A 22265-nucleotide genomic window follows, 5' to 3' on the forward strand; every position below is an offset into this window, starting at 1 on the left:
CCCTACCAACCGCCTACCCATGCATTCCGGGCATGGGTAGGCCGGTCCCAAGGTACACTTGGCCTGGCTAGCCGGCGTCCTTATCCAGCCATTTCCGTTTCGCCTGCGCCACCAGCGCCCGGGCATCGTGATTCCACGGGTGGAAATTCGGGCTGTAGTATTTGAAATAGGATGGTAGCAGCTTGCGAAACACCCCGGGCTTGCCCCACAGGTAGTTCAGGGTACCGGCCCAGGACTTCAGGTTGCCCAGCTGGCCGTCTTCCTTCATCAGTTGGACCAGATGCACGGTGGTGAACAGCGGAAAGAGTACGCTGACCACCAGCATCTCGGACAGCCGGATGAACTCGCTGCCGCCGATGGCCCGGTACACATCGAACGCCACGGCCTTGTGCTCGGACTCCTCGATGGCGTGCCAGGCCCAGATGGGCGCCATGCGTGGATCCATCTCTTCGAGGGCGTCGTACTTGAGCAGGAACTCCTCAGCCATCAGGGCGGTGAAATGTTCAACGGCCACGGTATGGGCGAGTTGCCGTTCCGGCGTGAAGGTCTTGCGCATCCAGTCGAGAAGATCCTGGATTTCCTGCTCCAGGCGGCCCAGACCGATACCGCGCTGCTCCAGATAGCCGTTGAGCATCTTGTGTTCTTTGGAGTGGTGGGCTTCCTGGCCGATGAAGCCGCGAACGGCCTGCTGCAATTGGGGATCGTCGATGCGGTCCTGATAATGGCGCACCGAGTCGATGAAAAAGCGCTCCCCCGCCGGAAACCCTGACGACAGTGCCGCCAGCAGCAGGGTCCGGGCCGGATCATTGGCCCACCAGTACTTCGGCAGATCGTCGGGGAAATGGAACTTCGGCTGCCGCACCTGGGGCACCAGGCCTGCCGGCGTCTGGGCCTGGGCCCGGCGGAACCTGGTGGCACGGGTGATGGCTGCAATGGCGTTCATATCAGACCTCCAAGAAATACAGGGTTGGTGGTGCTCTGGCCTCTAAGGTACTGGTCGGCTACGGGTCGGCGTGAGATGCTCGGTGGACAAAGCACTTGTCATTGGTGGCCACTGTGTCTGCATCCGAATTTTCATCCGCCTCGCCGGCCTACCCGGCCTGGGCCCGACAAGCCAGTCAGGCGGTTACCTATCCCCGTATGTTTGCCGAGGTGGTGCAGCAGCAGGGCGTGGCCCGGGCACAGATACTCCGGCAGGCCGGACTGCCCGCCGACGCGCTGGATGACCCCTCCGGCCGGTTGTCGCTACTGGACACGTTGCGGGTGCTGAGGGCCGTCCACACCCTGAGTGGAGACATGACCACCGGTTTCCAGACCGGCTTGCGGCTACCGCTGACCGCCCATGGCAGTCTCGGCTACGCGGTGATGTGCGCCGCCACGCCCCGGGAGGTGACCGAGTTGCTGCAACGGTTCTGGCACCTGCGCGGCCGGGGCGTGCTGCTGATGATGACGGAGCTCGATCAGGGACTTTTGTTTGAGCTGATACCTGAGCTGCCGCTACCGGCGGAGATACGGGATCTGCTTTTCAGCTCCACCCTGGCCAGCATGGCGAGTGGCATGGGCTTTGTCATGCCGACCGTTGCCATGCGACGGGAAATCTGGATGCAGGGCCCGGAACCGGTTGGTTTCGAGGCCTGGCGGGACTCACTGCCCGCCGTTCGTTTCGACATGCCCCGTTCCGGGCTGGCGGTCTATGGCCCTCGGGCCTGGCTGGACGAGCCTCTGCCTACCGCCAACCCGGAAGCGCTGGCCCAGGCCATTGCCCACTGCGAGCGGGAGAGTAACCTGCAGGATGCCGGCGATGATGTGGTACGTCAGACCCGCGCCGCCATTACCCTCGGCGGCGAGAGCTACCCCTCGCCACAACAGCTGGCGGAAGCCCTGCATCTGACCACGCGGACGTTTCGCCGGCGCCTGCAGGATCAGGGGCACAGCTACAAGTCATTGCTGGAAGAGGCCCGCCGTCGCGACAGCTGCCAGCTACTGGCCAATTCAGATCTGGAAATCCAGCGGGTTGGCGAGCTGCTGGGCTATCGCGAACCGGCCAACTTTACCCGGGTATTCAAGCTCTGGACCGGCCTGACGCCGAGTGAGTGGCGCCGGCGGCACCGGCGTTCGTAAGCGGCTGGCCTGGCCGGGGAGCACTTGGCCGACTAAGTTGTAATCAGGCGGGCCCGGTGATCGCGGGCCTGATGGCAGGTAACACAGGAGGACACCATGGTAACCGATGCCGATTTCCGCAATCTGCAGCGCTGCGTGACCCTGGCGGAGGAGGCTCTCCTGGCGGGGGACGATCCTTTTGGTTCGGTGCTGGTGGGCGGCGATGGCACGGTGCTGTTCGAAGACCGTAACCGGGTGACCAGTGGCGATCTCACCCGCCATCCGGAATTCGAGATTGCCCGCTGGGCGGCCGAGAATCTGACGCCGGAACAACGGGCGCAGGCGACGGTGTACACCTCCGGTGAGCACTGTGCCATGTGCGCCGCCGCCCATGGTTGGGTCGGGCTGGGCCGGATCGTCTACGCCAGCTCGTCGGCACAGCTGGCGGATTGGCTGGGTAAACTGGGCTTGCCACCAGCGCCGGTACAGACACTGCCGATCAAGGCGGTGGTTCCGGGAGTCGAGGTGGATGGCCCGGTGCCCGAACTTGCCGCGCAGGTGCATGAGTTGCACCGTCGGCGTCACCGGGCTGACGGCTAGCGCTCGGGTGCAGCCACGGCCAGCAGTTGCAGCTCTTCGGGCAGCACCACATCCACCGTTTGCTGCCGTAATGGGCATTGAAACGTCAGTTGCACGGCCACCAGCTGCAAGGGCTGGCCGGTTGGTCCGCCATAGAGCCGGTCACCCAGAATGGGGTGCCCGATGCCCGACAGGTGGCGGCGGATCTGGTGCTTGCGACCGGTCTCAATGATGACGGAGACCAGGGTGGCGGCCTCTTCCTGGCGCAAAACGGTGACGTGGCTGAGCGCGGCTTTGCCATCAATCGCGGCATCCAGGCGCTGCTCCCCGGTCTGCAGCTGCCCGCTTACCCGGGCCTGGTAGAGCTTGCGAATGGCGCGGCCGTGGAACAGCTGGGACAGGGCCGCAGCCGCCTTGGCATCGTGGGCAACCACCATCAGCCCGGCGGCATCGGCGTCGAGGCGGTGCACCAGGAAGCAGTCCCGGCGGGTCTGCTGCTCCACCCAGCGCAACAGACTGCAGTGATCGCCCCATTGGGAGCCTTGCGCCAGCAGACCATGAGGTTTGTGCCAGATGCTGTAGCGTCCATGATCCTGAATGCATTGCGCCGGCGTTGGTTTCAGCGCCAGCACCCGCTCGTCGTAGTACAGGGTCAACCGGGTGCCGGCCTGAAGCGCCTTGCTGGCCCGGCGCAGGCGGAGTTGCTTGCCTTTGAGGGTCCACCAGCAGGCACCCTTGGTCATGGCGTCCTTGATCCGTCCCTTGGACAGGCCGGTGTGTTCCGCCAAGGCCTCGGCGGCGGTCTGGGGCTGACTCAGGGTAAACTCAAAACTCTTGCGCATGGGGCTCTGGCGTCTGGCTGGGTAGCCGACTAGTTTAAGCGGACTTGGCCAGGATGTCTGGTTTTTGAGAGCCGCCCAACCCTGGCCATGGGGCGATAACCGAGGGCCACCTTCCGCCCCGTTGCTCAATAGGGTACCAGCAAAAATCGACTAAACTGAAACAAGAGGCTTGGCCGCAATGCCGGCCCGGCTGGCTGGTCCCTCCGCCACCTTTGGCCTCTGACGGCAGCATTCAGCCAGCGCAGTGATCCAGTAACGGAGGCAGCACCATGTCCCAAGCTGACGACGTGCTCCAATCGCTGTGCCTTTCCTACGCCAGCGCCGTCAACGCCAGCGATTCCCTGACCTACTCGAAGTGGTTCGCCAGGGAGGCCATCGGTTGCCGCAGCGTCCAACTTCCGGCTCACCGTCGCCTGACTGTTGAACAGGTAACCCTCGGGAAAGTGGCTGATCAAGCGCAAGATGTGGAACCGCAAGCCGGAGCACTAGCCGCTCAGCTGGCCCGGCAGGGCCTGTCCAATGGAGCGGTGGACCCTGCCCGTTAAGATAGGGGGGTTAGGTATGTTGTTTATGTTGAGTTGGAAACTGGAACCCGAACGTCGCAATGAAGCCATCGCGCGATTTCTCGAAACCGGCGGTAAGCCGCCGGATGGCGTCACTCTGTTGGGGCGCTGGTTTGCCGTTGCCCAGCAAACCGGGGTGGCCATCCTGGAGGCGAACGACCCGGTGCTGATCCAGCAGTGGGCGCTCGAATGGAATGATTTGATGCGCCTGGATGTCAGTCCCGTATTAACGGATGAGCAGGTTGGACCGATAATGGCCGCAGCGCTGCGCCGTTAGCGGCTAAGCGTCGCTTGATGGTTTGGCGACCTGACCTGGGCCCTGCACCGGCCCAGAATTCGACCGGTGGGGTACGGATTCTGCGCGCCGCTGATGACCAGCCAGGGCCTATTCCAACATCTATTCCAGCACCTATTCCAGCACGCTGGGCCAGTTCCGGTCGGCCTGTTGAATGAAGCCTGCGGTGTCCTGTAACCAGGTGTCCTGAACCGACTGGCTGAAATTCAGGTACAAGCGGTCTTCCAGAATGGTCCAGTGCCTGGGATCACCCTTGGCCAGGTATCCCTGGCTGACGGCCCAGGCGCAGTAGCCGCCGTAGGCGGGTGCGTAGCGCTCCGGATCGGCCTCGAACCGGGCCAGGTGCTCAGCGGAACTGAAGCGCCAGGTAGCGCCCTGGTATTCCGTGGTGATGTGACTGGAGCCGGGCACCGCTTGTTGCTGTTCGAAGTAGCTGACCACGTCATAGCCTCCGGCACCGGTATTGGATAACAGGCCGGTGTAGACGGGGGCCTTGCCCGCCCATGCCATCGTGCTGGCCAATAACAGGCCTGCGGCCAATAACAGGACTCTGCCCATGGGGATACCCTCCTCTGCTGGATCTGTGCCATTAGTGACACCGAAAACCGCAGATTGTTACGGAGTCGCCGTCAGAAAAGCCGGCCAGGATGGTCGAAGGACAGGGCCGGTGTGGCTCCTGGGGAGCCTCTGATTAACTCCGGATCACCTCTGGCATTCAGAGCCATTCACAATCAAGGCGCGACTTTTTAGTTATGTCTGGACTTGGCAGTAATGTCTGGACCTTGCAAAAAGGCGCAACGCCGAGTGTGGATGGCTCTGAACGCCCCGCAGGGCGCGCTCTGAAGGCTGCACCTGCGGCGTTGCGGCTCTTGCCAAGGGCTTACGGCCATTAGCTGCGAACCGCGTCTTGCATCTACAGCCTTCAGATCGCGCAGAGGCGATTCGGAGTTCATCAGAGGCTCCCTAAGGTTCATTCTGCCTGCGCCAGGGACACGAACACGCCGCTGGTCAGGCGCTGAAGGTCGCCCGGGGCCAGCTCGATTTCCAGGCCTCGGCGGCCGGCGCTGACAAACACCGTGTCAAAGCCGGTAGCGGAGTTGTCGATGAAGATCTTCAGCCGTTTCTTCTGGCCCAAGGGGCTGACGCCGCCCAGAACGTAGCCGGTGGCCCGTTGCACGGCAGCGGGATCGGCCATCGCCGCCTTCTTGCCGCCAGCGGCCTTGGCCATGCGTTTCATGCTCAGTTTGGCGCTGACCGGAACCACCCCAACCGCCAGTTCCTTGCCATCCACCGCAACCACCAGCGTCTTGAACACCCGGTCTGGTGCCACCCCCATCTTTTCGGCCGCCTCAAGGCCGTAGGATTCGCTACCGGGGTCGTGGGGGTAGTCGTGGACCTGATGGCTGACCCGGGCCTTGCGGGCGGTGTTGATGGCGGGCGTCATGAGCTCTCTGCTCTGTGGATAAGGGGATGAATCGCTGGCAATTTAACACGAAACCGGCAGGCTCCCCAGTGGATCGGTTTGACCGCAACAAACGGAGTGTCTTGCCGGTGGGCGCAGGGTAAAGTGATAACAGCATCTCAAGTAGCGGGAAAGAATCGACCATGACAACCCAGCAGCCGGAAACCATTCACGACCCCCGCTGGGGACAGGTGTTGGCGCGGGATGGCCGCGCCGATGGCCAGTTCTTCTACGGGGTAAAGACCACGGGCGTGTATTGTCGTCCCTCCTGTCCTTCGCGTCGGGCCAACCCCGACAACGTCGAGTTTTTCGATGACGCGCTGGCGGCGCAAAGGGCCGGTTACCGTGCCTGCCGCAGGTGTCGGCCGGAGGCCCTGACCGGGCCAGGTGAGCGGATTGCCGAGCTTTGCCGTTACATCGAGTCCGCCGAGACCGCGCCATCCTTGCAGGAGCTTGCCGAGCGGGCCGGCCTCAGCCGTTACCATCTGCAGCGACTATTCAAAGCGCAGACAGGGTTGAGTCCGGCGGCCTATGCCCGGGGCCATCGCGCGCGGCGGCTGCAGGACGCCTTGCGGCAAAGCGACAGCGTGACCGCAGCTGCCTACGATGCTGGCTATGAGTCCAGCAGCCGTTTTTACGCCGACAGCTCGCAGTGGCTGGGTATGACGCCCAGTCGTTTCCGCCAGGGCGGGCATCAAGCCACCATTCGGTTTGTCGTCGGCCAATGCGCCCTGGGCGCCATTTTGGTGGCCAGCTCAGAGCGCGGCGTGTGTGCCATTAGTCTGGGCGATGAGCCGGAGTCACTGGTGACCCAGTTACAGGATCGATTCGCCAACGCCGAGCTGGTGGGCGGTGATGCGGAATTTGAGCGGCTCGTGGCCAGGGTGGTGGGCCTCGTGGAGTCGCCGGGGCTGGGGCTGGAATTGCCGCTGGATATTCGCGGCACCGCATTCCAGCAACGGGTCTGGCAGGCACTGCAGGCCATTCCGGCGGGCACCACGGCCAGCTACAGCGAAATCGCCGAGCGCATCGGTCAGCCGTCGGCCGTTCGTGCCGTGGCCGGGGCTTGCGCCGCCAATACACTGGCGGTGGCGATCCCGTGCCACCGGGTGGTCCGCAGCGACGGCAGCCTATCGGGCTATCGTTGGGGGATCGAGCGCAAACGCGCCTTATTGAAACGGGAACGGGAACGGGAACGGGATCAGGATCGGAAGGACTGAGCCGTTACCACAGCAACCCCATGGCCCGACGACCCATCACCGGACCATCAAACACCACCTCGGCCTGGGATGAGTCGGCCGCCATGCCCCAGCAGACATGCAGTGGCAGCAGGTGCTCTTCCCGCGGATGGCAGAGCCGGGCACCGGGTGCCTGGCCCCAGTGTGTCAATCGCAGGGCCTGGGTGTCCCGCACGATGGTGGGATCGCACAGGCTGGCCCGCAGCCAGTCATGGAAGGAGTCGATTTCCCGGTCATGGCTGTTGTCTCCACCCATGAGTAGCTTCATGTTATGGAACGACAGGCCGGAACCGACCACCAGCAGGTTACGCTTGCGCAGCGGCGCCAGGGCCGCGCCGATGGCCAGGTGAGTTTGGGCATCGAGATCGTGTACCAGGGATACCTGAACGCAAGGTATCTTGGCTTGTGGGTACATCATTTTCAGCGGCACGAACAGGCCGTGGTCGAAGCCGCGTTGATCGTCGCCACGGGCCGGGATACCGGCATCGGCCAGGCATTGCAGGATGTCGGCAGCCAATGCCGGATGGCCGGGTGCCGGATAGGCAATGCGATAGGATTCCTCGGGAAAACCGTAGTAGTCGTAGATCAGCTCCGGCTGGGCGCCGGTGGTGACGGTGACCGTGTCGGCTTCCCAGTGGGCGCTGATCACCACGATGGCCTCGGGTTGGCCAAGCCGGGCCGGGATGGATTCCAGGAAATCCTGCAGGGCCTGGTGGCCGGGATCACCCAGCAGTGGCAACGGGCCGCCGCCGTGAGGCAGGTACAGAATGGGGGCAGAGGGCTCGCTCATCGGGACTCCAGAGTGAATCGGGGGCAGGACGATGATGCCTCACTGCCCTGTTGCCTTGATAGCGAAATAAGCTGTCGGATTTCCTCAGAAAATTTGTTGCTCCGGGGTCGCCAGCAGGCTCCCTAGAGCCAGTCGTGCAGCATGATGCCCACACCCAGCCGGTGCATGCGTTCATTGTAGTCCACCAGACTCTCGCCATAGCCGTTGAAATACTGGATATAGCCCTTCACTGACGAACCCAGGGGAAAGCTGTAGCCCAGCTCGACCGAGGTTTTGTTGTCCGAGGCGCGCAAGTTGTTGCGCAGCTTCAGCGAAATCGAACGGTGTTCGTCCACCTTGAAGATCGCCCAGTAATCGCCGTAGCCGAGATACTTCTCGATGTCCGGGTTGTTGTCATCGCTGCGGCTCTCTGGAATGCGATACCAGGGGCTGGCCATGAACAACCAGCGGTCGACGCCGTAGACCAGGTTGCCGGTGATGCGGTTCCAGCTACGGGATTGAGGCTCGGTCTGGCCGTTGGACTGATGGGTGAAGCCCAGCGACACCACGTCCAGCCGGCCCGGGCCCAGGTCAAGTCCGGCGTCGTAGCGCAGGAACAGTTCCGGTGCGTAATTGGTTTCGCGGAAAGGGGCGGAATCTTCCCGATTATACAATTGCCAGAACGACAGCTGGGTATAACCAAACCACAGGGTGGTGCGTTTGTCGAAGATGCCGCTGAGCAGCGGGATCTTGAAGCTGAACTGAAATTTCGCCTCGTGGTTCTTGACGTCGTAATCGTAATCGGTGAATCCCAGAGCGGGACTGAACGGCCGCTGGTTGGCGGACTGGGCGTAGGTGTAGGGCAACAGGTAACTCTGGCGATAGGGCAGGAAGCCACCGGCGAAGGACATGAACGCCCGTTCCGTGGCGATGTGGCGGCTGACCAGGGCCGCGGCCATGCTGTTTTCCCGATCGACGCCGCCGGTATCGCTGTATTGCCGGGGGGACAGCAACTCGGTTTCTTTCTCCGCCTGGGCCCGTTCCTCCGGGCTGGCCGCTTGGCTGGCCGCCTCGGTATCGAGGGCGGCATCAAAGCAGGCCAGCCGTTTGACGCCGTTTTCGATCAGCAGGCAGCGATCCAGTCGGGTCGGCGGCAGGCTGTAGGGGTCGGGCGTTTCCTGGGCCAGTGCCGGCAAGCTCATCGCCCAAACTGGAAGTAGGTAAGCTAAGGTCTGCCCGATCGTTGTGCTGTTCATGCCATGGTCGCTGTTGGTCGCCGTTGCCGTGAGCTTAGCACCGTCGTCGCCCTGCCCCCAATGACGGTGTGGTAAGGCGCTGACACCGGATCGGCGAGGCTGCTTAGTCCAGATTAGCCAAGATTAGTCCAGATTAGCCCAGAACACTCCAGTGGCCGGTGATTCGACGCTGCTCAGCGTCATAGCGGGCCAGGCCATTGAATTGCAGCAACACCTGTTCGCTCTGGCTGGGCCGCAGGAATACCCAGTCGTCCGGTTGCAGCGTCAGTCCGACGCTGCCGTTGAGCATCTCCTGATTGCTGGAACGGCCGTACAGCGGGTTGGTACTCAGTCCCGCCGGGGACACCGGGGTCGCCGGCCAGTGTCCACCATAGATGAACAGGGCCTTGGCCCGATTGGGGTTCCACCAGGCCATCAGTTGGCCGAGACCTGGAACGCCGGGAATGGCAAGCCGGTCAGTGACCTTGAGCACGGGAGTGGCAATGAAGGCGGCGGGGCGATGGTCGCTCAGGGTGGGGAGGTCAAAATCCGTGGGTTTGACCAGGGCCGAACCGACCGCCAGCTCGTTGGGGACAAAGCGTCGATGCTGGTCCCGGTACAGCGGGTAGGTGGTGCTGCCGCCGGTGTTGAGGGTGAGATCGCGAATCGATCGCCCCAGCGTCTGCTCGGCCTGCACGACAAAGGCGCGATAGCGCGCCATGGCCTGGTCCCGCAGCCATTCGGCGCGCCCCGGCGCCTGGGTGATGTGGGCCTCATAGCCCATAAAGCCGGAAAAGCTCAGCCACGGTGACTGTTCGATGAGCCTGAGCATCTGCACCAGCTGGTCCCGGTCCTGAACGCCGCCCCGGTGCAGGCCGATATCAATCTCCAGGTTGATGCGCAGCGACTGGCCCAGCTCCTCCGCCAGCTGCCGGTACTGCGCCAGCCGATGCGGGCTGTCCACCAGCCACTGCAGCTGGCGTGCCGGCTGGAAACGCGGGTCGCCGCTGGCGAAGAACTCCTGGTAAAACTGGCGCGCCGCCTGTACCGGCATCGGCTTGCCCAGCAGCACGTCGGCTTGTGGAATGTGGTGGGCGACCTGGGTCAGAAACGGCTGGTGGAACACCATCAACCGTTCGGTGCCGGCCCGCGCCATCAGCAGCTGGAGCAGTTCCACCGAGGGCAGCGACTTGGCCACAATCCGGTAGTGGTACTGTCCCGCCAGGCGGTCGGTCAGGGTGTCCAGGTTGGCCAGCAGCCGCTGCTCATCGACGATCATCAATGGCCGGTACTGGTTATGCGCCGCCGCCGCGGTGCTCAGTGCCTGAAAATAGTCGCTGTGGTGTCCGCCAGCGGCGCCGGGTCTGAGCCAGGCGCTGGCCCCGGCCAGGCCGAGGGCGGCACTGCCCAGCAGGAAGCGGCGTCGGCTGCGGTGGAAGGCTTCGCTGTGGGACATCAGGCGAACAGCTCCCGCAGGTAGGAATTGAGGAAGCGGCCGGTGGGATCCAGCTGCCGGCGGACCGTCTTGAAGTCCTCCCAGTGCGGATAGAGTGCGGCGAAGTCGGGGCCGGTCAGCGTGTTGAGCTTGCCCCAGTGGGGACGGCCGCCGTACTGGCGCAAGATCGGCTCCACCGCGTTGAACAACGGTCGGTAATCTTCCTCGAAGTAGCGATGCACGGCGATGGAGATGGTATCGCGCCGATAAAACGGGCTCAGCCAGATGTCGTCGCCCTTGACGAAGCGGACTTCCAGCGGGAAAAACACCTCCGGGAAGTGGTTCTCCAGCCGTTCGCGAACCTCTTTCAGCGCTTGCAGTCCGTCCTCCCGCGGCAGGTGATACTCCATTTCGTTGAAGCGGACGTTGCGGGCGCTGGTGTAGTTCTGCCAGGACGCCGCCACTTTTGTTTCCCGCTCGATGCTGTTGAGGATGCCCTTGAGCACCATCCGGCGCAGCGTGGGCGACCAGCTCAGCAGGTCGCGCACTTGCTGCAGGTCCCGGGCACCGTCGTTCTGGTCGAACTGGTCGGTGCTGGAAAGCGGTTCGGCGCTGAGTTCGTGGGTGTCCTGAAGGCCCATGCCGGAGAACGGGAGGTAGAAGAATTCGAAATTGCGGTAGCGGTCCGCGTTGTCCTGGGCAGTGGCCAGGATGTCCTCGATGGGCAACCACTCCGAGACCCGCTTCAGACGGTAGGGCCGGGTGTTTTGCAGGGTAACGTTGGTGACGATGCCCAGCGCGCCGAGGCCGACCCGGGCAGCCTGAAACAGCTCGGGATTGTGCTCCTGGCTGCACTCCACCTGCTCGCCGGCGGCGGTTACCAGCGTCAGTGCCGCAATGCTGGCGGACAGACATTGCAGCCCGGCTCCGGTTCCGTGGGTGGCGGTGGCCAGAGAGCCGGCCAGGGTCTGTTGGTCGATGTCAGGCATGTTGATCAGCGCCTGATTGCGGGCCTCCAGCGGCTCACCCAGCTGGCCCAGGCGGGTGCCGGCGCCGATGGTGGCTTGCTGGCGGACGTCGTCGTGGCTGATCACGCCGCTGAGACGGTTGAGGGAGATCAGGGTGTCGTCGGTGGGCACCAGGGGTGAGAACGAGTGGCCGGAGCCGACCGCACGAATCGTCCCGCGGGCGTTACGCACCTGTTCCTGCAGTTCGGCGACGGTGGCCGGGGCCAGCCGGTCAGTGGGGTGGCTGAGCTGACAGCCCGACCAGTTTTTCCAGGGCAGCCGGCGACTGGCGTTGCTGCCGGTGGCGCTGACCGCCAGTGCCGGCAGCGAGGAAGCCGCTGCGGCGGCGATGAGGGTCTGCAGAAATTCGCGACGGTTGGCCATGGGGGTCTCTTGTCGGTCGATCAGGGACTGTCAGGGTTCAGGGCTGTCCATGGGTTCAGGACTGTTCATGGCTTCAGGACTGTTCATGGGGTCAGGACTGTTCATGGGGTCAGGACTGTCAACGGCTTCAGGACGGTCAGGGTAGCGGGACATGAAGTGGATGAGGTGCTCGAAGTCATCGACGTTGCAGTCCATACACAGGCCGTAGGGCGGCATGCCGCCGAAGCCGTCCACCACGTGGTTGATTAGGGTGTCCATGCCCTGGGCCAGCCGTGGCCGCCACGCCGCCTCGTCCCCGGTCAGCGGGGCGGCGGAGCTACCTTGGCCGTGGCAGGCCTGGCAGGATCGTTGATAGATCTCGGCCAGCTCCGTGTCCGCTGGCAGCGCCGTGCTGGCGTAGCGATTCAGGGTGGCGGCGTCGGGCCCTCGATCGCAGCCGGCGAGAATCAGGCTGCCAACCAGCAAGGCCATCGCTTGTGCTAGCAGTTTTGGCATGGGGTTATTCACGTTAAGTCCGGTGGTCAGCTTGTCAAAACATAATCATCTATCACGTTTTGCAAGTCAAGCCGCGGCGTCTGGTATTCCGGGCCATTCGTCGGGGTTGAGCTGGTAGAATCGGACCAGGCAGTGGTACAGCTCCGGTTCCTGCTGGGCCAACGTCAGCGGCTGGAGAAAAAAGGCCTCGGTGACCACGGCGAAGAACTCCGCCGGTGACTCGGTGCCGTATTCGTCAATAATGCTGTCCCGGTCCGTCTGCCGCTGGCGTCGCTGCCAGGCGTCGCTGAACACCGTTTGCCAGTGTCGGGCCTGGGCCTCCGACGCCAGCGGCGGGGCGCCGTCGGAAGCGCCGTCGAGCTGGTCGAGTTGGTGGGCAAACTCATGCAGGCCGACATTGCTGTGGCCAGCTTCGGCCGCCGCTTCTTCCGACAGGGTGTCCCAGGACAGTACCAGCCGGCCGCTGTGCCAGGATTCACCGAGCCGGTCCTGCTCGCTGTGACTCAGTATCTCGCCGTCTTGCACCTGCTCCCGAACACGATAGGCGCCGGGATACACCAGAATGGCCCGTAGCTTCGGGTAGTAGTCCGGCGATAGCCCGTTGACCAGTAGCGCGCCATGGGCCGCGATCAGCACCTTCATGGTGTCATTCAGTTGCAAACCGGCGCAGCCATAGAAGGTTGCCCGGTGCAGTAGCACCTGGATGTCGCGGTGCAGCCGCGAGCGGCGCTCCGGGGGTAGCCGCCGGTACAGCGCCATGTGCGCGACCAGATACCGTTGCCAGGGCTCGGGAAAGGGCCGGCGGGCGATGCGTTGGGCCCGTTGCTGGGGGTAGATGAACAAGCCATAGAACGAGATGGCGACAATGGCGATGAGGGCAATTCCGTACCCGAGCATGCTGAGAATCCTGCACTGTGTATGGGTTGACACGCTCCGGGGCGCATTGCGGCCAATGTGCTCGAAGGTGGCAGCTAGAATGATAGAGAATTCCAACGATAACGACAGCGATAATCAAGGTGTTACGAATGAAACAACTTGCCCGGCGAGCCCTCCATACCTGCGCGGTGCCCAGTGATCTGAGTACCGTCAGCCATTTTGATCAGGATGGCGAAAATCCGGCCGCCGTGGGCGTCAGCAAGGAGTCGGTCGACTCCATCTGGCGCAGCGTTGAGAATCTCTACCGTACCGGAGTTCACCCGGGCATCCAGCTTTCCATCCGGCATCGCGGTGAACAGGTGCTGCACCGGGCAATCGGTCACGCCCATGGCAATGGTCCTGGCGATGGCGCTGACACCCCCAAGGTGCCGATGACCACGGCCACGCCGGTCTGTTTTTTCTCCGCGTCCAAGGCGGTCACCGCCCTGCTGATGCACATGCTGGCCGAGCGCGGCCTGGTCAACCTGATGGACCCGGTGTCTTACTACTGCCCGGAATTCGCCCGCAACGGCAAGCGCACCATCACCATTCACCAGGTACTGTCTCATCGGGGCGGCATTCCCGCCATTCCCAAGGACACCCCCATCGACGTGCTTTGGGACAAGGACGAAATCTGGCGCCTGCTGTGTGAGGCGAAGCCGGTGGAAGTGGATGGCGCCAAGCTGGCCTATCACGCCATCACCGGCGGTTATGTGATGCAGCGGGTGTTGGAAAAGGTGACGGGGGACTCCATCGACACCTTCCTCGATCATTTCCTGCGCAAGCCCATGGGCATGCGCTGGTTCACCTACGGTATCGATCAGACCGAGCTGGTCCACCTGGCCCAGACCTACGCCACCGGGCCACGGCCGACCTTCCCGGTGTCCTGGGTGGTGAAGCGGGCCCTGGGCGGGGACATCCTGACGGTGGAAGAGGTGGTCAACGATCCCCGCTTCCAGGCGGCGGTAATACCGGCGGGCAACCTCTGTGGTACCGCCGAGGAAATGGGCCGGTTCTTCCAGATGATGCTCAATGGGGGCGTCTGGGAAGGCAAGCGCATCTGCTCCGAGATCACCGTGCGACGGGCCATTCAGCAGTTCGGTTCGCTGCAGCTGGATCGCACCCTGATGGTGCCGATGCGATTCAGTGCCGGCATGATGCTAGGGGGCAATCCGGTGGGCATTTGGGGGCCGCAGAGCCGGTCTGCCTTCGGCCACCTGGGCCTGATCAACAAACTGTGCTGGGCCGATGCCGGCCGGGATATCTCGGTGAGCCTGCTGAACACCGGCCTGCCCATCGTGGCCCACCACATTCCGGCGCTGGCGAAGTTCGTCTACACCGTGTGCCGGGAGTTTCCGTTGATTTCGGAGACGGAGCGGCCCCTGGCGCTGGTCTGAGCCCAGGGCCTGGCCGGCCTCAGACGGTGTCCAGCTGGGCCTCCAGGATCCCCTGCACCGACGACAGGATGTCGCGGAAGTCGGTCAGGGTCTGGGTCCTTTGGATGACGTCTTCCCGCAGATCGTCCAGCCGCTCCAGTTTGGGAATCACCCGGCGAATGCCCTCGGTGATGACCTCGTAGGGGTAGTGGTGGTCCATCACGCTGAGTTTGTTTAGCTCCGCCACTTCCTGGCTGAAAATACTGATGATGTCGTACAGCATGTCTTTGTGCTGAATGGTGCCGGCCTCCCAGTAGGCATCATCCAGCAACTCCAGCAGTGACAGGTATTCACGCAGAGTGTCTGCGACTGAGGTCTGGTTCATTTTGGTCACTCCATGAGGCATGCTTTGGGCGGCAGGTGGTTGTCGTGGCTAACGATACGGTATTCGGCGCCCTCTATCGAACGCTCGCGCCATTTTTCGGGCTCTCGACCCTTGCTATCGACATATCCACCTATCGACCGGTTCTTCCGCGTTCGCGATCTGTTCTGTCGAACTATAGCAGGGCGGTATCGGCCCGGGCCGGTTGAAAAAAATGACGTCGCGTTCACCCTTGTTGCCAGGGGCCTGGAAATGTGAAAAATTGCGCCAGCAGCTGCGGCCGACTCCGCAGTTGCTATACTGGAACTGCTAAGCTTACGGTATCGCGTGACCGCCACCACGGCTGGATCACAGGCCGCAATAAGCCGTTGCCCTAAGCGCACAAGGACAGGACACGACTCAATGGATGAGAACCATGGCCTCGCAACCCTCAGACCCTACTGAAGACAAAGAACGTCGTACCGTTCAACTCGATCAGCACGAAAGCGTCCGCTCACACGTCCAGCGTCGACTCAATGACGAGGTGGCCCAGCTTGAGCGGCGCATTGAAACCCTGCGCCTGGTCCAATCCCCCCATGCTGACATCATGATCTCGGCTTACGAGCGCATGATCGACCGCAAGAAAGGCTTTATCGCACGCTGGCAGCTGGATGGCTCCGGCAATCACTGACGCTCGGCAATGGCCACCGTATCGTAACGGCTGTGCTCGTCACCCGGTTGCTGGAATGCGCAGTGCTGCGGATTGTCGAGGAAGGCCCCGTCTTGCTCTATCTGTGCAGGCTCATCGGTAGAGGTGTAGACCCGCAGTGTTGCCATGGGGTAGTCCAGTTCCGCCCGCAGGCAATCCGGCGAGGCGTCCTCGTCTGACCGGCTGACGAACAGTGTGTCGGTCTGTTGGCCAATAATTTCCTGCCGAAATTCAATGCTACCGAGAGTTCGGGTGGCGAAACTGACGTTGGCGTACTCTGGCGGGTTGTAGCCCTGGACGACGAAATTGTTGGCGTCGAACTGGCTCCCGGCCAGCAGGCTGAACAGTTCAGGCAGGGTGTCTGGTTCGGCGCCTTCGTCATCCCTGGACACGTACTGAATGGTGCGAAAAACCTTTTCATAACCCGCATTGCCGTCTGGATCGTCCGGGGCGTAGGTCCAGGCCAGGGTGTGGTATAGCCATTCCCGATCCGGCCGCGACGCGCCAGCGTTGGTTGCGGCCTGATCGATAAAGCGGATCAGGGCGCCGTTGGCCCGGGAATTGTAAGTGCCCGGCTCACCGGCGGCGATACGTTCGCTGATATAGCCGCGGCCGGTGGCAAAGTTGGAGACTTCCCCGGAGGCGAGCACCTGATTCATCAAATCGAGCGGGTTGCGTACCTTGCGGTAGTGGTCACCACTGGCGCTCGCCACCGCGCCCATGACCTGATCAATCAGCCCGCGCAGCTCTGCGGCCGTGTCTGCGGCGTCGGTGTCTGAGCCATCCAGCGGTTCGATGCCGCGGTAAAAATCATGGAAGCGGGTGTGTTCGAGGGTCGGCGGCTGCCCTTCCTGATCGACCAGATCAAAGGTGGAGAACACCAGGTCGACATCGTCAGCCGGATTGAACGCGCTGTCGGAACTGTCGTCGCCGCAACCCGTCAGCAACAGGCCGAGGCCGGACAGCGCCAGACACCAAGGTAAAGATCTCATTCACAACGCCCCTGAGGTGTAAAAGTAGCAATAACACGCTAAAGTGAATCTGGGGAAAGGGCCCAGGATAACAGTGATGACGGCCACCAATCATAACAAGTGCCCGACCCCAGGCGGTAACAATAGAGACTATTCCAGGCGCCTGCCCGCGCGGAGATCACATTTTGCACTATCGGGAGTTCACTGCTGGTCTGGTACGGCTGTTGCTGTGGACAATGGTCCTTGTCGCGGCGCTGCCCGGGGCCGCCGGCGCGGCCTGTTCCGACCAGTTGTTGCTGCAAAGCAACCGGGAATCCTACGATCTGGGCCAGTGCTTCCGCTATCTGGAGGACCCGGATCGACAGTTTAGCCTGCGGCAGGTACGTAACCTGGGTCAGGAGGCCTTCACCCTGCACCAGAACGGCGTCTTCAATGTCGGCTACACCGACTCGGCCTATTGGATCCACTACGACCTGCGAACCTCGGCCAGCAGCCCGAATCAGGACTGGATCATGGAGCTGGCCTTGCCGCTGGTGGATGACGCCACCCTGTTTGTGGTTCGCAACGGTTTGGTGGTCAGTGAACGCCACGGCGGCTACGACATGCCCTGGTCGGAGCGGGACCTGGCGGTGCCCAACCCCACCTTCCGGTTGACCCTGCCCCGGGGCAGCGAGACCCAGCTCTACCTGCGCATCACCAGTGAGAACACCCTGCGGCTGCCCATCACCCTGTGGCATCCCGGCCGCTATATCGAAAAAGTCTCCATCGACGAGGTGTTCCGCGGCATTCTGTTGGGGGCCATCCTGGGTATCCTCGCCTACAACCTGTTTGTGGCGGTGTCGGTGCGAGAGCCCAGCACCGTTTACTACGTGCTCTATCTGGTAAGCGCCGTGGTCTTTATTTTCGCCGAACAGGTTCATGGCATCCAGCTGTTCGGTGACCGCCCCTGGTTCCTGCACAAGCACTATCTGCACTTGATGGTCTTCGCTAGCTGGTTGTTCGGCTTGCTGATGGCCAGGGAGCTGCTTGAAACCAGGAAGCGCTCGCCGGACCTGGATCAGGTGCTGAAGCTTAGCCTGTGGGGTGTCGCCGTCAGCTTCGTGTTGGCGCTGTTTTTACCCTACCGTCAAGGCATGGAATGGAGCGTCCTGGTCACCGTCCTGCTCGGTGTCATCATGATTGCCATCAGTTACCTGTCCTGGCGCCATTACAACCCGGCGGCGAAGGCCTATTTCTTCGCCTGGACCGTCGCCGCCACCGGCTATGCGGTGTATGCGCTGACGGTGATCGGGGTGTTGCCGTTGAACATCATCACCGGTCATGCCGGCCAGATCGGTCTGACCGGCCAGGTCATCCTGTTCTCCTTTGCCCTGGCAGATCGAATCAAACTGGTGCAGGGCGAGGCCTTGAGCTGGAGCAACCGGGCTCTGGCCAACCTGCGCCAGTATCAGTCGCTGTTCGACAATGCGGTGGAAGGGGTGTTCCAGATGTCCCTGGACCGCCGTTTTATCACCGCCAATCCGGCGATGGCGGAGCTGATGGGTTACCGCAGCAGCCAGGAGATGATCCGCCATAGCCCGGATGTACTGGCCCTGTGTTTCGGGGAAACTCGCATTCGCCGCTGGGTCGAGCGCCAGTTACAGGAGCGGGGAGCGATCAAGGGGGTCGAGGCCTGCTACGTGGACCAGCGCGGAGAGGACCGCTGGGCGACGATTTCCCTGCACACGGTGTACGATGCCGAGGGCTACCCCCAGCACCTGGAAGGCACTTGCATTGATGCCACTGAACGGCAGCAGCGTCACCTGATCGAGAAAGAGCGCGAGCAGGAGCGGCTGGACAAGGAGCTGGCGCATAGCTCCGCCGCCGCCAAGAGCCAGTTCCTGGCCAACATGAGCCATGAAATCCGCACCCCGCTGGCGGCCATCATTGGCTACGGTGAAACCCTGCTGGACCCGGATCTGGACGACACCGAGAAACGCAACAGCGCCGAAACCGTGGTACGCAGCGGGCGCCATTTGCTGGACCTGGTCAATGATATCCTCGACCACTCCAAGATCGATGCCAACAAACTCGAGGTGGACATCGTCAGTATCAATCTGCCGGAAATGCTTGATGAACTTCGCGCCTTCTTCGAGCCGCGGGCCCGGGAGAAGGGGCTGGAGTTCTCCATCGCCTGCGAGTTCCCATTGCCGGAGACCATCCACACCGACCCCACCCGCTTCCGCCAGATCATCATCAACCTGTGCGGCAATGCCATCAAGTTTACCCAGCAGGGCGCCATATCGGTCGCGATTCGATGCGATCGGGACGCTCGCCGCCTGATCGCTCGGGTGGTGGATACCGGCATCGGCATGAAACCGGAACAACTGCAGCGACTGTTCGACCCCTTCGCCCAAGGCAGCACCAGCATTGCCCGCCAGTACGGTGGTACCGGTCTCGGGCTGAGTATTTCCAAGCGCCTGGCCGAGCTGCTGGGAGGAAACATCGTGGTGAACAGCACCTACGGCGAAGGCAGCGACTTCGAAGTGTCCATCGACACCGGGAGCCTGGAGGGGGTGCATTTCCTGCGCGATGCCTCCGAGTTCACCCAGCGTCGCCGTCAACTGCCCATGGTGGTGGCCCCCAAACTGCAGGGCCGCATTCTCTGTGCCGAAGACAACGAGGTGAATCGCAAGCTGGTGTCCTTGTTGGTGAACCGCACCGGTGCCGAGCTGAGCCACGTGTCCAATGGTGCCGAGGCGCTGGATCTGGCGACCCATGAGAAGTTTGACCTGATCCTGATGGATATCCAGATGCCGGTGATGAATGGTCGCGATGCCGCCGTGGCCCTGCGGGAGGCGGGTATCAATGTGCCCATCATTGCCCTCACTGCCAATGTAATGGCGGAGGATATCGAAGATTACCAAGCCGCCGGGTTTACCGAGCACCTGGCCAAGCCCATCGATAAACTGCGTTTCTATGAGGTGCTGGGTCGATACCTGCGTTCGTCCGGTGAGGAATCCAGCTATGGCGACCGGCGTTACCGGGGCCTGGTGCTGGTGGCCGAGGACAATCAGGATAACCGGCGACTGGTGGAGCGTATGCTGGGGCGGCTGGAGCTGGAAGTGATCGCGGTTGGCAACGGCGAGGAGGCGGTGCAGCAGGCATTGAGCAAATCCGTGCATCTGGTGCTGATGGATCGTCACATGCCGGGGATGGATGGCGTCGATGCCACCCGGCTGTTGCGGCAGGCCGGCTTCCGTCGCCCGATTGTGGCCTTTACCGCCGGGGACCAGCGTGAAATCGATGCCTTGATAGATGCCGGGTGCGAGGGTGTGTTGACCAAGCCGATCGACCAGGAACACCTGGTGGGCCTGCTGGACCGTTACCTGGAAGCCGATGGGAGCGCCAGCGGCCACAACGCCGAGACCTTGGGCATTCAGGAGCTGGTGGACCAGTTCCTGGCCGGTCTGGGCGAGCGCAAGGCGGCGATGCGGTCGGCGTTACAGAGCCGGGATCAAGAACCCTTGCGTCACCAGGCGCATCAGATCAAGGGGACAGCGGGCGCCATGGGCTATCCATTGATGACCGAGCAGGCTGGCGTGCTGGAGCGCAGCCTGAAGCAGCCCTCGATAGACTGGGAGGCGGTCGAGCGTCAACTGGAGCAGCTTGACCAGCTGATTGATATGGCCTTGCAGACCGGGCAGGCGCAGGCGTGATGGTGCGTCAGAGCAACGATGGTTCGCCAGAGCAAAAACGACAGGAAACCAAGACAATGACCGAAAACACCCCACCCCACGAAGCCCGATCCCTCGGCATGATGTACGGCACCTACGCCGATGTACTGTTTGTGCTGTTCCCGTTCCTGGCCATCGTGATGCAGCGGCTGTGGGACGGTAAACTGGAGGACGTGCTGCTGCGGCCGGATCTGAGTATCGCGGCGGCGATTCTGGGCGGATTGGCGATTGGCAAGTTCGTGCTGGGGCTGGTGACGGAACGGGATCTGGGGCGCTTCAAGGAACGTATCGTGTTCTTTATCGCCGTCACCATGTTTGTGGTGCTGGGCCCGGCGATCATCCTGATCCTGAGTATCGTTGGTAATGAAGACATTCCGGGATTTGTGGCTTTTGTCCAGCCCATCTTGTTAATTGTCTCAATTTCCCTGTACACCACGGCGATCAGTATAAGTAATATCTTGATTCAAGAGCATGCGCCACTTCAAGATCAACCAGGCGATGCTGCTGCCAGAGCAGGCCAGGAGTCGAAAGCCGAGGTCTCACCTGAGCCCCTCAACATACCGCGACGCCATGAGGGCGATGCAATGTAGGCGGGCCGGCTGGCATACGTACACGATAGAGGAAAGTTTTATGGAAAATTTGAGAGTGATGGTTGTCGAGGATGAGCCCAGCATGAGGGAGCTGCTCCGGGACATGCTGTACCAGGCTGGAGCAACCCGGGTTCGGGAGGCGGCCGATGCCGCCAGTGCCCGGGCCGCCTTCGCCGCCGACAGCTATCAGATCATCATGCTGGACCTCGGGCTGCCGGACGGTAACGGCCATGAGCTGATGGCGGAGTTCAAGAACACCAATCCCACTCAGCATATCGTGCTGGTGACCGCTGATGATTCGATCGAGAGTATTCAGAAAGCCATCAGCGCCGGAGCTAATGGCTACGTGGTCAAGCCCTACTCCCAGGAGAAAATTCTGGATGTCCTCAACAACTACGCGATGGTTCACGGTGGTGAGGCAGCGATGTTGAAGGGGGGGCTGCGCCGGCGCCACTGAGGGGCGCCGGCTATGGTGACGCTAGCGCCGGTTCAGGCCGGTCTGAACTCAGGCCACCTGGCGGGCGATCCAGGAACTGTACTTGGTGGCCAGCGCCCGAACGTAACGGGCCTCGGCGCCATCCAGGTTGCCCAGCACGCCCTTGAAGATCCAGCCCCGCTCGTACAAGCCCAGCACCCGCTGCTCGTCGTCCAGGTTGACCCGTTGATTCAACTTCTTGCAGATGGCATCCAGCAGCGGTAGTTGGCCCGGGCGCTTGAGGGTGCTTGGGCGCTGTTGCGGCGATGGCTTGCCTGGCCGGGTATTTGGTTGTCTTCTCATGGTGTTCTCCTTGTCGTTTTGCTGCTGCAAAAACAATAAACCCCGGTCTCTGTAACCGGGGCTTGTTGGGGAGAACCAGACCCGGTCGCTCAAAGGCTCCCGGGAAAGACCGAAAGCCGCTAGCTGACTACCACCAAGGCACGAGCAATCTGCCGGTTTTGGCAGCTCTCGCAACGGACGGTGAATCGATGGATCATGATGTTCGGCATCGCGATTGGCTCGACGTTAAATTGCTTTGGGTGGTTGCTTGGTCAGCGGAATGGATTCGGTACTGACGTCAGTGTATCGCCTTGCCGTGGGTTTGCAAGTGGGCATTTCTACGCACCGCAGCAGCAACGTTTGGGCTTCGGCAAACCCCTACAGACGGCCACGGCGGGTCGTCGCATAATTTGTCCTGTCACGTGTTTTACGTTGTGCAATCCGCGATGTCTCCCCGTCTACCGGT

The 22265-nt window shown here is 62.3% G+C and carries 23 protein-coding genes; 10 read left to right on the forward strand and 13 right to left on the reverse strand.

Going from position 1 to position 22265, the window contains the following annotated elements; genetic code table 11:
* Positions 1 to 67 precede the first annotated feature (67 nt).
* Entirely contained in the window at positions 68 to 943 is an 876-nt protein-coding gene (locus N6L25_RS00615; RefSeq protein ID WP_271977023.1) for a metal-dependent hydrolase, read from the reverse strand.
* A 113-nt stretch (positions 944 to 1056) separates the two neighbouring features.
* Here N6L25_RS00615 and N6L25_RS00620 point away from each other — a divergent pair, with 113 nt between their 5' ends.
* Positions 1057 to 2121, forward strand: a complete 1065-nt coding sequence (locus N6L25_RS00620; protein ID WP_271977024.1) for an AraC family transcriptional regulator — start codon at positions 1057 to 1059, stop codon at positions 2119 to 2121.
* Between the two features lie 96 nt (positions 2122 to 2217).
* Entirely contained in the window at positions 2218 to 2700 is a 483-nt protein-coding gene (locus N6L25_RS00625; RefSeq protein ID WP_271977025.1) for a nucleoside deaminase, read from the forward strand.
* On the opposite strand, the gene N6L25_RS00630 is transcribed toward N6L25_RS00625, so the two are convergent.
* Complete coding sequence (locus N6L25_RS00630; protein WP_271977026.1) at positions 2697 to 3521, reverse strand: RluA family pseudouridine synthase; 825 nt, start codon at positions 3519 to 3521, stop codon at positions 2697 to 2699. The genes N6L25_RS00625 and N6L25_RS00630 overlap by 4 nt on opposite strands.
* A gap of 269 nt (positions 3522 to 3790) precedes the next feature.
* On the opposite strand from N6L25_RS00630, the gene N6L25_RS00635 reads away from it, so the two are divergent.
* Together N6L25_RS00635 and N6L25_RS00640 are read left to right on the forward strand one after the other, a co-directional pair.
* The gene (locus N6L25_RS00635; protein ID WP_271977027.1) at positions 3791 to 4066 is read left to right on the forward strand and encodes a hypothetical protein; all 276 of its coding nucleotides are present in this window, start codon (positions 3791 to 3793) and stop codon (positions 4064 to 4066) included.
* Positions 4067 to 4091: 25 nt separating this feature from the next.
* Entirely contained in the window at positions 4092 to 4361 is a 270-nt protein-coding gene (locus N6L25_RS00640; RefSeq protein WP_442915189.1) for a DUF3303 domain-containing protein, read from the forward strand.
* A 132-nt stretch (positions 4362 to 4493) separates the two neighbouring features.
* On the opposite strand, the gene N6L25_RS00645 is transcribed toward N6L25_RS00640, so the two are convergent.
* On the reverse strand, positions 4494 to 4937 hold the full coding sequence (locus N6L25_RS00645) for a YHS domain-containing (seleno)protein (protein ID WP_271977031.1): 444 nt from the start codon (positions 4935 to 4937) through the stop codon (positions 4494 to 4496).
* A 412-nt stretch (positions 4938 to 5349) separates the two neighbouring features.
* Positions 5350 to 5823: a Cys-tRNA(Pro) deacylase gene (ybaK, locus tag N6L25_RS00650; protein WP_271977033.1), complete on the reverse strand. Its 474-nt coding sequence runs from the start codon at positions 5821 to 5823 to the stop codon at positions 5350 to 5352.
* A 161-nt stretch (positions 5824 to 5984) separates the two neighbouring features.
* On the opposite strand from ybaK, the gene ada reads away from it, so the two are divergent.
* Entirely contained in the window at positions 5985 to 7061 is a 1077-nt protein-coding gene (ada, locus tag N6L25_RS00655) for a bifunctional DNA-binding transcriptional regulator/O6-methylguanine-DNA methyltransferase Ada (protein WP_271977035.1), read from the forward strand.
* A gap of 4 nt (positions 7062 to 7065) precedes the next feature.
* On the opposite strand, the gene N6L25_RS00660 is transcribed toward ada, so the two are convergent.
* The 6 genes from N6L25_RS00660 to N6L25_RS00685 form a co-directional block, all read right to left on the reverse strand.
* Positions 7066 to 7869, reverse strand: coding sequence for a DODA-type extradiol aromatic ring-opening family dioxygenase (locus tag N6L25_RS00660; protein WP_271977036.1), 804 nt, complete (start codon positions 7867 to 7869; stop codon positions 7066 to 7068).
* Positions 7870 to 7991: 122 nt separating this feature from the next.
* Positions 7992 to 9050, reverse strand: a complete 1059-nt coding sequence (locus N6L25_RS00665) for a phospholipase A (RefSeq protein WP_271977037.1) — start codon at positions 9048 to 9050, stop codon at positions 7992 to 7994.
* A 187-nt stretch (positions 9051 to 9237) separates the two neighbouring features.
* Entirely contained in the window at positions 9238 to 10539 is a 1302-nt protein-coding gene (locus N6L25_RS00670; RefSeq protein ID WP_271977039.1) for a DSD1 family PLP-dependent enzyme, read from the reverse strand.
* Positions 10539 to 11909 carry a D-arabinono-1,4-lactone oxidase gene (locus N6L25_RS00675; RefSeq protein ID WP_271977041.1) on the reverse strand — a complete coding sequence of 457 codons (1371 nt, stop codon included), beginning with the start codon at positions 11907 to 11909 and terminating at the stop codon, positions 10539 to 10541. Before N6L25_RS00675 ends, N6L25_RS00670 begins: the two co-directional genes overlap by 1 nt.
* A gap of 30 nt (positions 11910 to 11939) precedes the next feature.
* Positions 11940 to 12404, reverse strand: coding sequence for a c-type cytochrome (locus N6L25_RS00680; RefSeq protein WP_271977042.1), 465 nt, complete (start codon positions 12402 to 12404; stop codon positions 11940 to 11942).
* 66 nt (positions 12405 to 12470) lie between these two features.
* Positions 12471 to 13301: a M90 family metallopeptidase gene (locus N6L25_RS00685; protein ID WP_271977043.1), complete on the reverse strand. Its 831-nt coding sequence runs from the start codon at positions 13299 to 13301 to the stop codon at positions 12471 to 12473.
* Positions 13302 to 13429: 128 nt separating this feature from the next.
* Here N6L25_RS00685 and N6L25_RS00690 point away from each other — a divergent pair, with 128 nt between their 5' ends.
* Entirely contained in the window at positions 13430 to 14716 is a 1287-nt protein-coding gene (locus N6L25_RS00690; RefSeq protein WP_271977045.1) for a serine hydrolase domain-containing protein, read from the forward strand.
* Between the two features lie 19 nt (positions 14717 to 14735).
* On the opposite strand, the gene N6L25_RS00695 is transcribed toward N6L25_RS00690, so the two are convergent.
* Positions 14736 to 15080, reverse strand: coding sequence for a hypothetical protein (locus N6L25_RS00695; protein ID WP_271977047.1), 345 nt, complete (start codon positions 15078 to 15080; stop codon positions 14736 to 14738).
* A 412-nt stretch (positions 15081 to 15492) separates the two neighbouring features.
* Between N6L25_RS00695 and N6L25_RS00700 the strand changes: the two genes are divergently transcribed.
* Entirely contained in the window at positions 15493 to 15747 is a 255-nt protein-coding gene (locus N6L25_RS00700; RefSeq protein WP_271977049.1) for a hypothetical protein, read from the forward strand.
* Here N6L25_RS00700 and N6L25_RS00705 read toward each other — a convergent pair.
* Positions 15741 to 16757 carry a hypothetical protein gene (locus tag N6L25_RS00705; protein WP_271977052.1) on the reverse strand — a complete coding sequence of 339 codons (1017 nt, stop codon included), beginning with the start codon at positions 16755 to 16757 and terminating at the stop codon, positions 15741 to 15743. The two genes, N6L25_RS00700 and N6L25_RS00705, sit on opposite strands and share 7 nt — an antisense overlap.
* Before the next feature lie 164 nt (positions 16758 to 16921).
* On the opposite strand from N6L25_RS00705, the gene N6L25_RS00710 reads away from it, so the two are divergent.
* Genes N6L25_RS00710 through N6L25_RS00720 form a run of 3 tightly spaced genes read left to right on the forward strand, consistent with a single transcriptional unit; the run spans position 16922 to position 21499 of the window.
* Entirely contained in the window at positions 16922 to 20434 is a 3513-nt protein-coding gene (locus N6L25_RS00710) for a response regulator (protein ID WP_334312375.1), read from the forward strand.
* Between the two features lie 56 nt (positions 20435 to 20490).
* Positions 20491 to 21042, forward strand: a complete 552-nt coding sequence (locus tag N6L25_RS00715) for a hypothetical protein (protein ID WP_271977053.1) — start codon at positions 20491 to 20493, stop codon at positions 21040 to 21042.
* A gap of 40 nt (positions 21043 to 21082) precedes the next feature.
* Positions 21083 to 21499, forward strand: coding sequence for a response regulator (locus N6L25_RS00720; RefSeq protein WP_271977056.1), 417 nt, complete (start codon positions 21083 to 21085; stop codon positions 21497 to 21499).
* A 48-nt stretch (positions 21500 to 21547) separates the two neighbouring features.
* On the opposite strand, the gene N6L25_RS00725 is transcribed toward N6L25_RS00720, so the two are convergent.
* Entirely contained in the window at positions 21548 to 21820 is a 273-nt protein-coding gene (locus tag N6L25_RS00725; RefSeq protein WP_271977058.1) for a hypothetical protein, read from the reverse strand.
* Positions 21821 to 22265 lie beyond the last annotated feature (445 nt).

This window comes from Marinobacter sp. SS21 (genome assembly GCF_028369065.1).
GTDB lineage: Bacteria > Pseudomonadota > Gammaproteobacteria > Pseudomonadales > Oleiphilaceae > Marinobacter.

Excerpts from the sequence above, each read along its gene's own strand:
- N6L25_RS00615 (WP_271977023.1), bottom strand. The coding sequence starts at position 943 with ATGAACGCCATTGCAGCCATCACCCGTGCCACCAGGTTCCGCCGGGCC.
- N6L25_RS00625 (WP_271977025.1), top strand. The coding sequence starts at position 2,218 with ATGGTAACCGATGCCGATTTCCGCAATCTGCAGCGCTGCGTGACCCTG.
- N6L25_RS00630 (WP_271977026.1), bottom strand. The coding sequence starts at position 3,521 with ATGCGCAAGAGTTTTGAGTTTACCCTGAGTCAGCCCCAGACCGCCGCC.
- N6L25_RS00635 (WP_271977027.1), top strand. The coding sequence starts at position 3,791 with ATGTCCCAAGCTGACGACGTGCTCCAATCGCTGTGCCTTTCCTACGCC.
- N6L25_RS00640 (WP_442915189.1), top strand. The coding sequence starts at position 4,092 with ATGTTGAGTTGGAAACTGGAACCCGAACGTCGCAATGAAGCCATCGCG.
- N6L25_RS00645 (WP_271977031.1), bottom strand. The coding sequence starts at position 4,937 with ATGGGCAGAGTCCTGTTATTGGCCGCAGGCCTGTTATTGGCCAGCACG.
- ybaK (WP_271977033.1), bottom strand. The coding sequence starts at position 5,823 with ATGACGCCCGCCATCAACACCGCCCGCAAGGCCCGGGTCAGCCATCAG.
- ada (WP_271977035.1), top strand. The coding sequence starts at position 5,985 with ATGACAACCCAGCAGCCGGAAACCATTCACGACCCCCGCTGGGGACAG.
- N6L25_RS00660 (WP_271977036.1), bottom strand. The coding sequence starts at position 7,869 with ATGAGCGAGCCCTCTGCCCCCATTCTGTACCTGCCTCACGGCGGCGGC.
- N6L25_RS00665 (WP_271977037.1), bottom strand. The coding sequence starts at position 9,050 with ATGAGCTTGCCGGCACTGGCCCAGGAAACGCCCGACCCCTACAGCCTG.
- N6L25_RS00670 (WP_271977039.1), bottom strand. The coding sequence starts at position 10,539 with ATGTCCCACAGCGAAGCCTTCCACCGCAGCCGACGCCGCTTCCTGCTG.
- N6L25_RS00675 (WP_271977041.1), bottom strand. The coding sequence starts at position 11,909 with ATGGCCAACCGTCGCGAATTTCTGCAGACCCTCATCGCCGCCGCAGCG.
- N6L25_RS00680 (WP_271977042.1), bottom strand. The coding sequence starts at position 12,404 with ATGCCAAAACTGCTAGCACAAGCGATGGCCTTGCTGGTTGGCAGCCTG.
- N6L25_RS00685 (WP_271977043.1), bottom strand. The coding sequence starts at position 13,301 with ATGCTCGGGTACGGAATTGCCCTCATCGCCATTGTCGCCATCTCGTTC.
- N6L25_RS00690 (WP_271977045.1), top strand. The coding sequence starts at position 13,430 with ATGAAACAACTTGCCCGGCGAGCCCTCCATACCTGCGCGGTGCCCAGT.
- N6L25_RS00695 (WP_271977047.1), bottom strand. The coding sequence starts at position 15,080 with ATGAACCAGACCTCAGTCGCAGACACTCTGCGTGAATACCTGTCACTG.
- N6L25_RS00700 (WP_271977049.1), top strand. The coding sequence starts at position 15,493 with ATGGCCTCGCAACCCTCAGACCCTACTGAAGACAAAGAACGTCGTACC.
- N6L25_RS00705 (WP_271977052.1), bottom strand. The coding sequence starts at position 16,757 with ATGAGATCTTTACCTTGGTGTCTGGCGCTGTCCGGCCTCGGCCTGTTG.
- N6L25_RS00715 (WP_271977053.1), top strand. The coding sequence starts at position 20,491 with ATGACCGAAAACACCCCACCCCACGAAGCCCGATCCCTCGGCATGATG.
- N6L25_RS00720 (WP_271977056.1), top strand. The coding sequence starts at position 21,083 with ATGGAAAATTTGAGAGTGATGGTTGTCGAGGATGAGCCCAGCATGAGG.
- N6L25_RS00725 (WP_271977058.1), bottom strand. The coding sequence starts at position 21,820 with ATGAGAAGACAACCAAATACCCGGCCAGGCAAGCCATCGCCGCAACAG.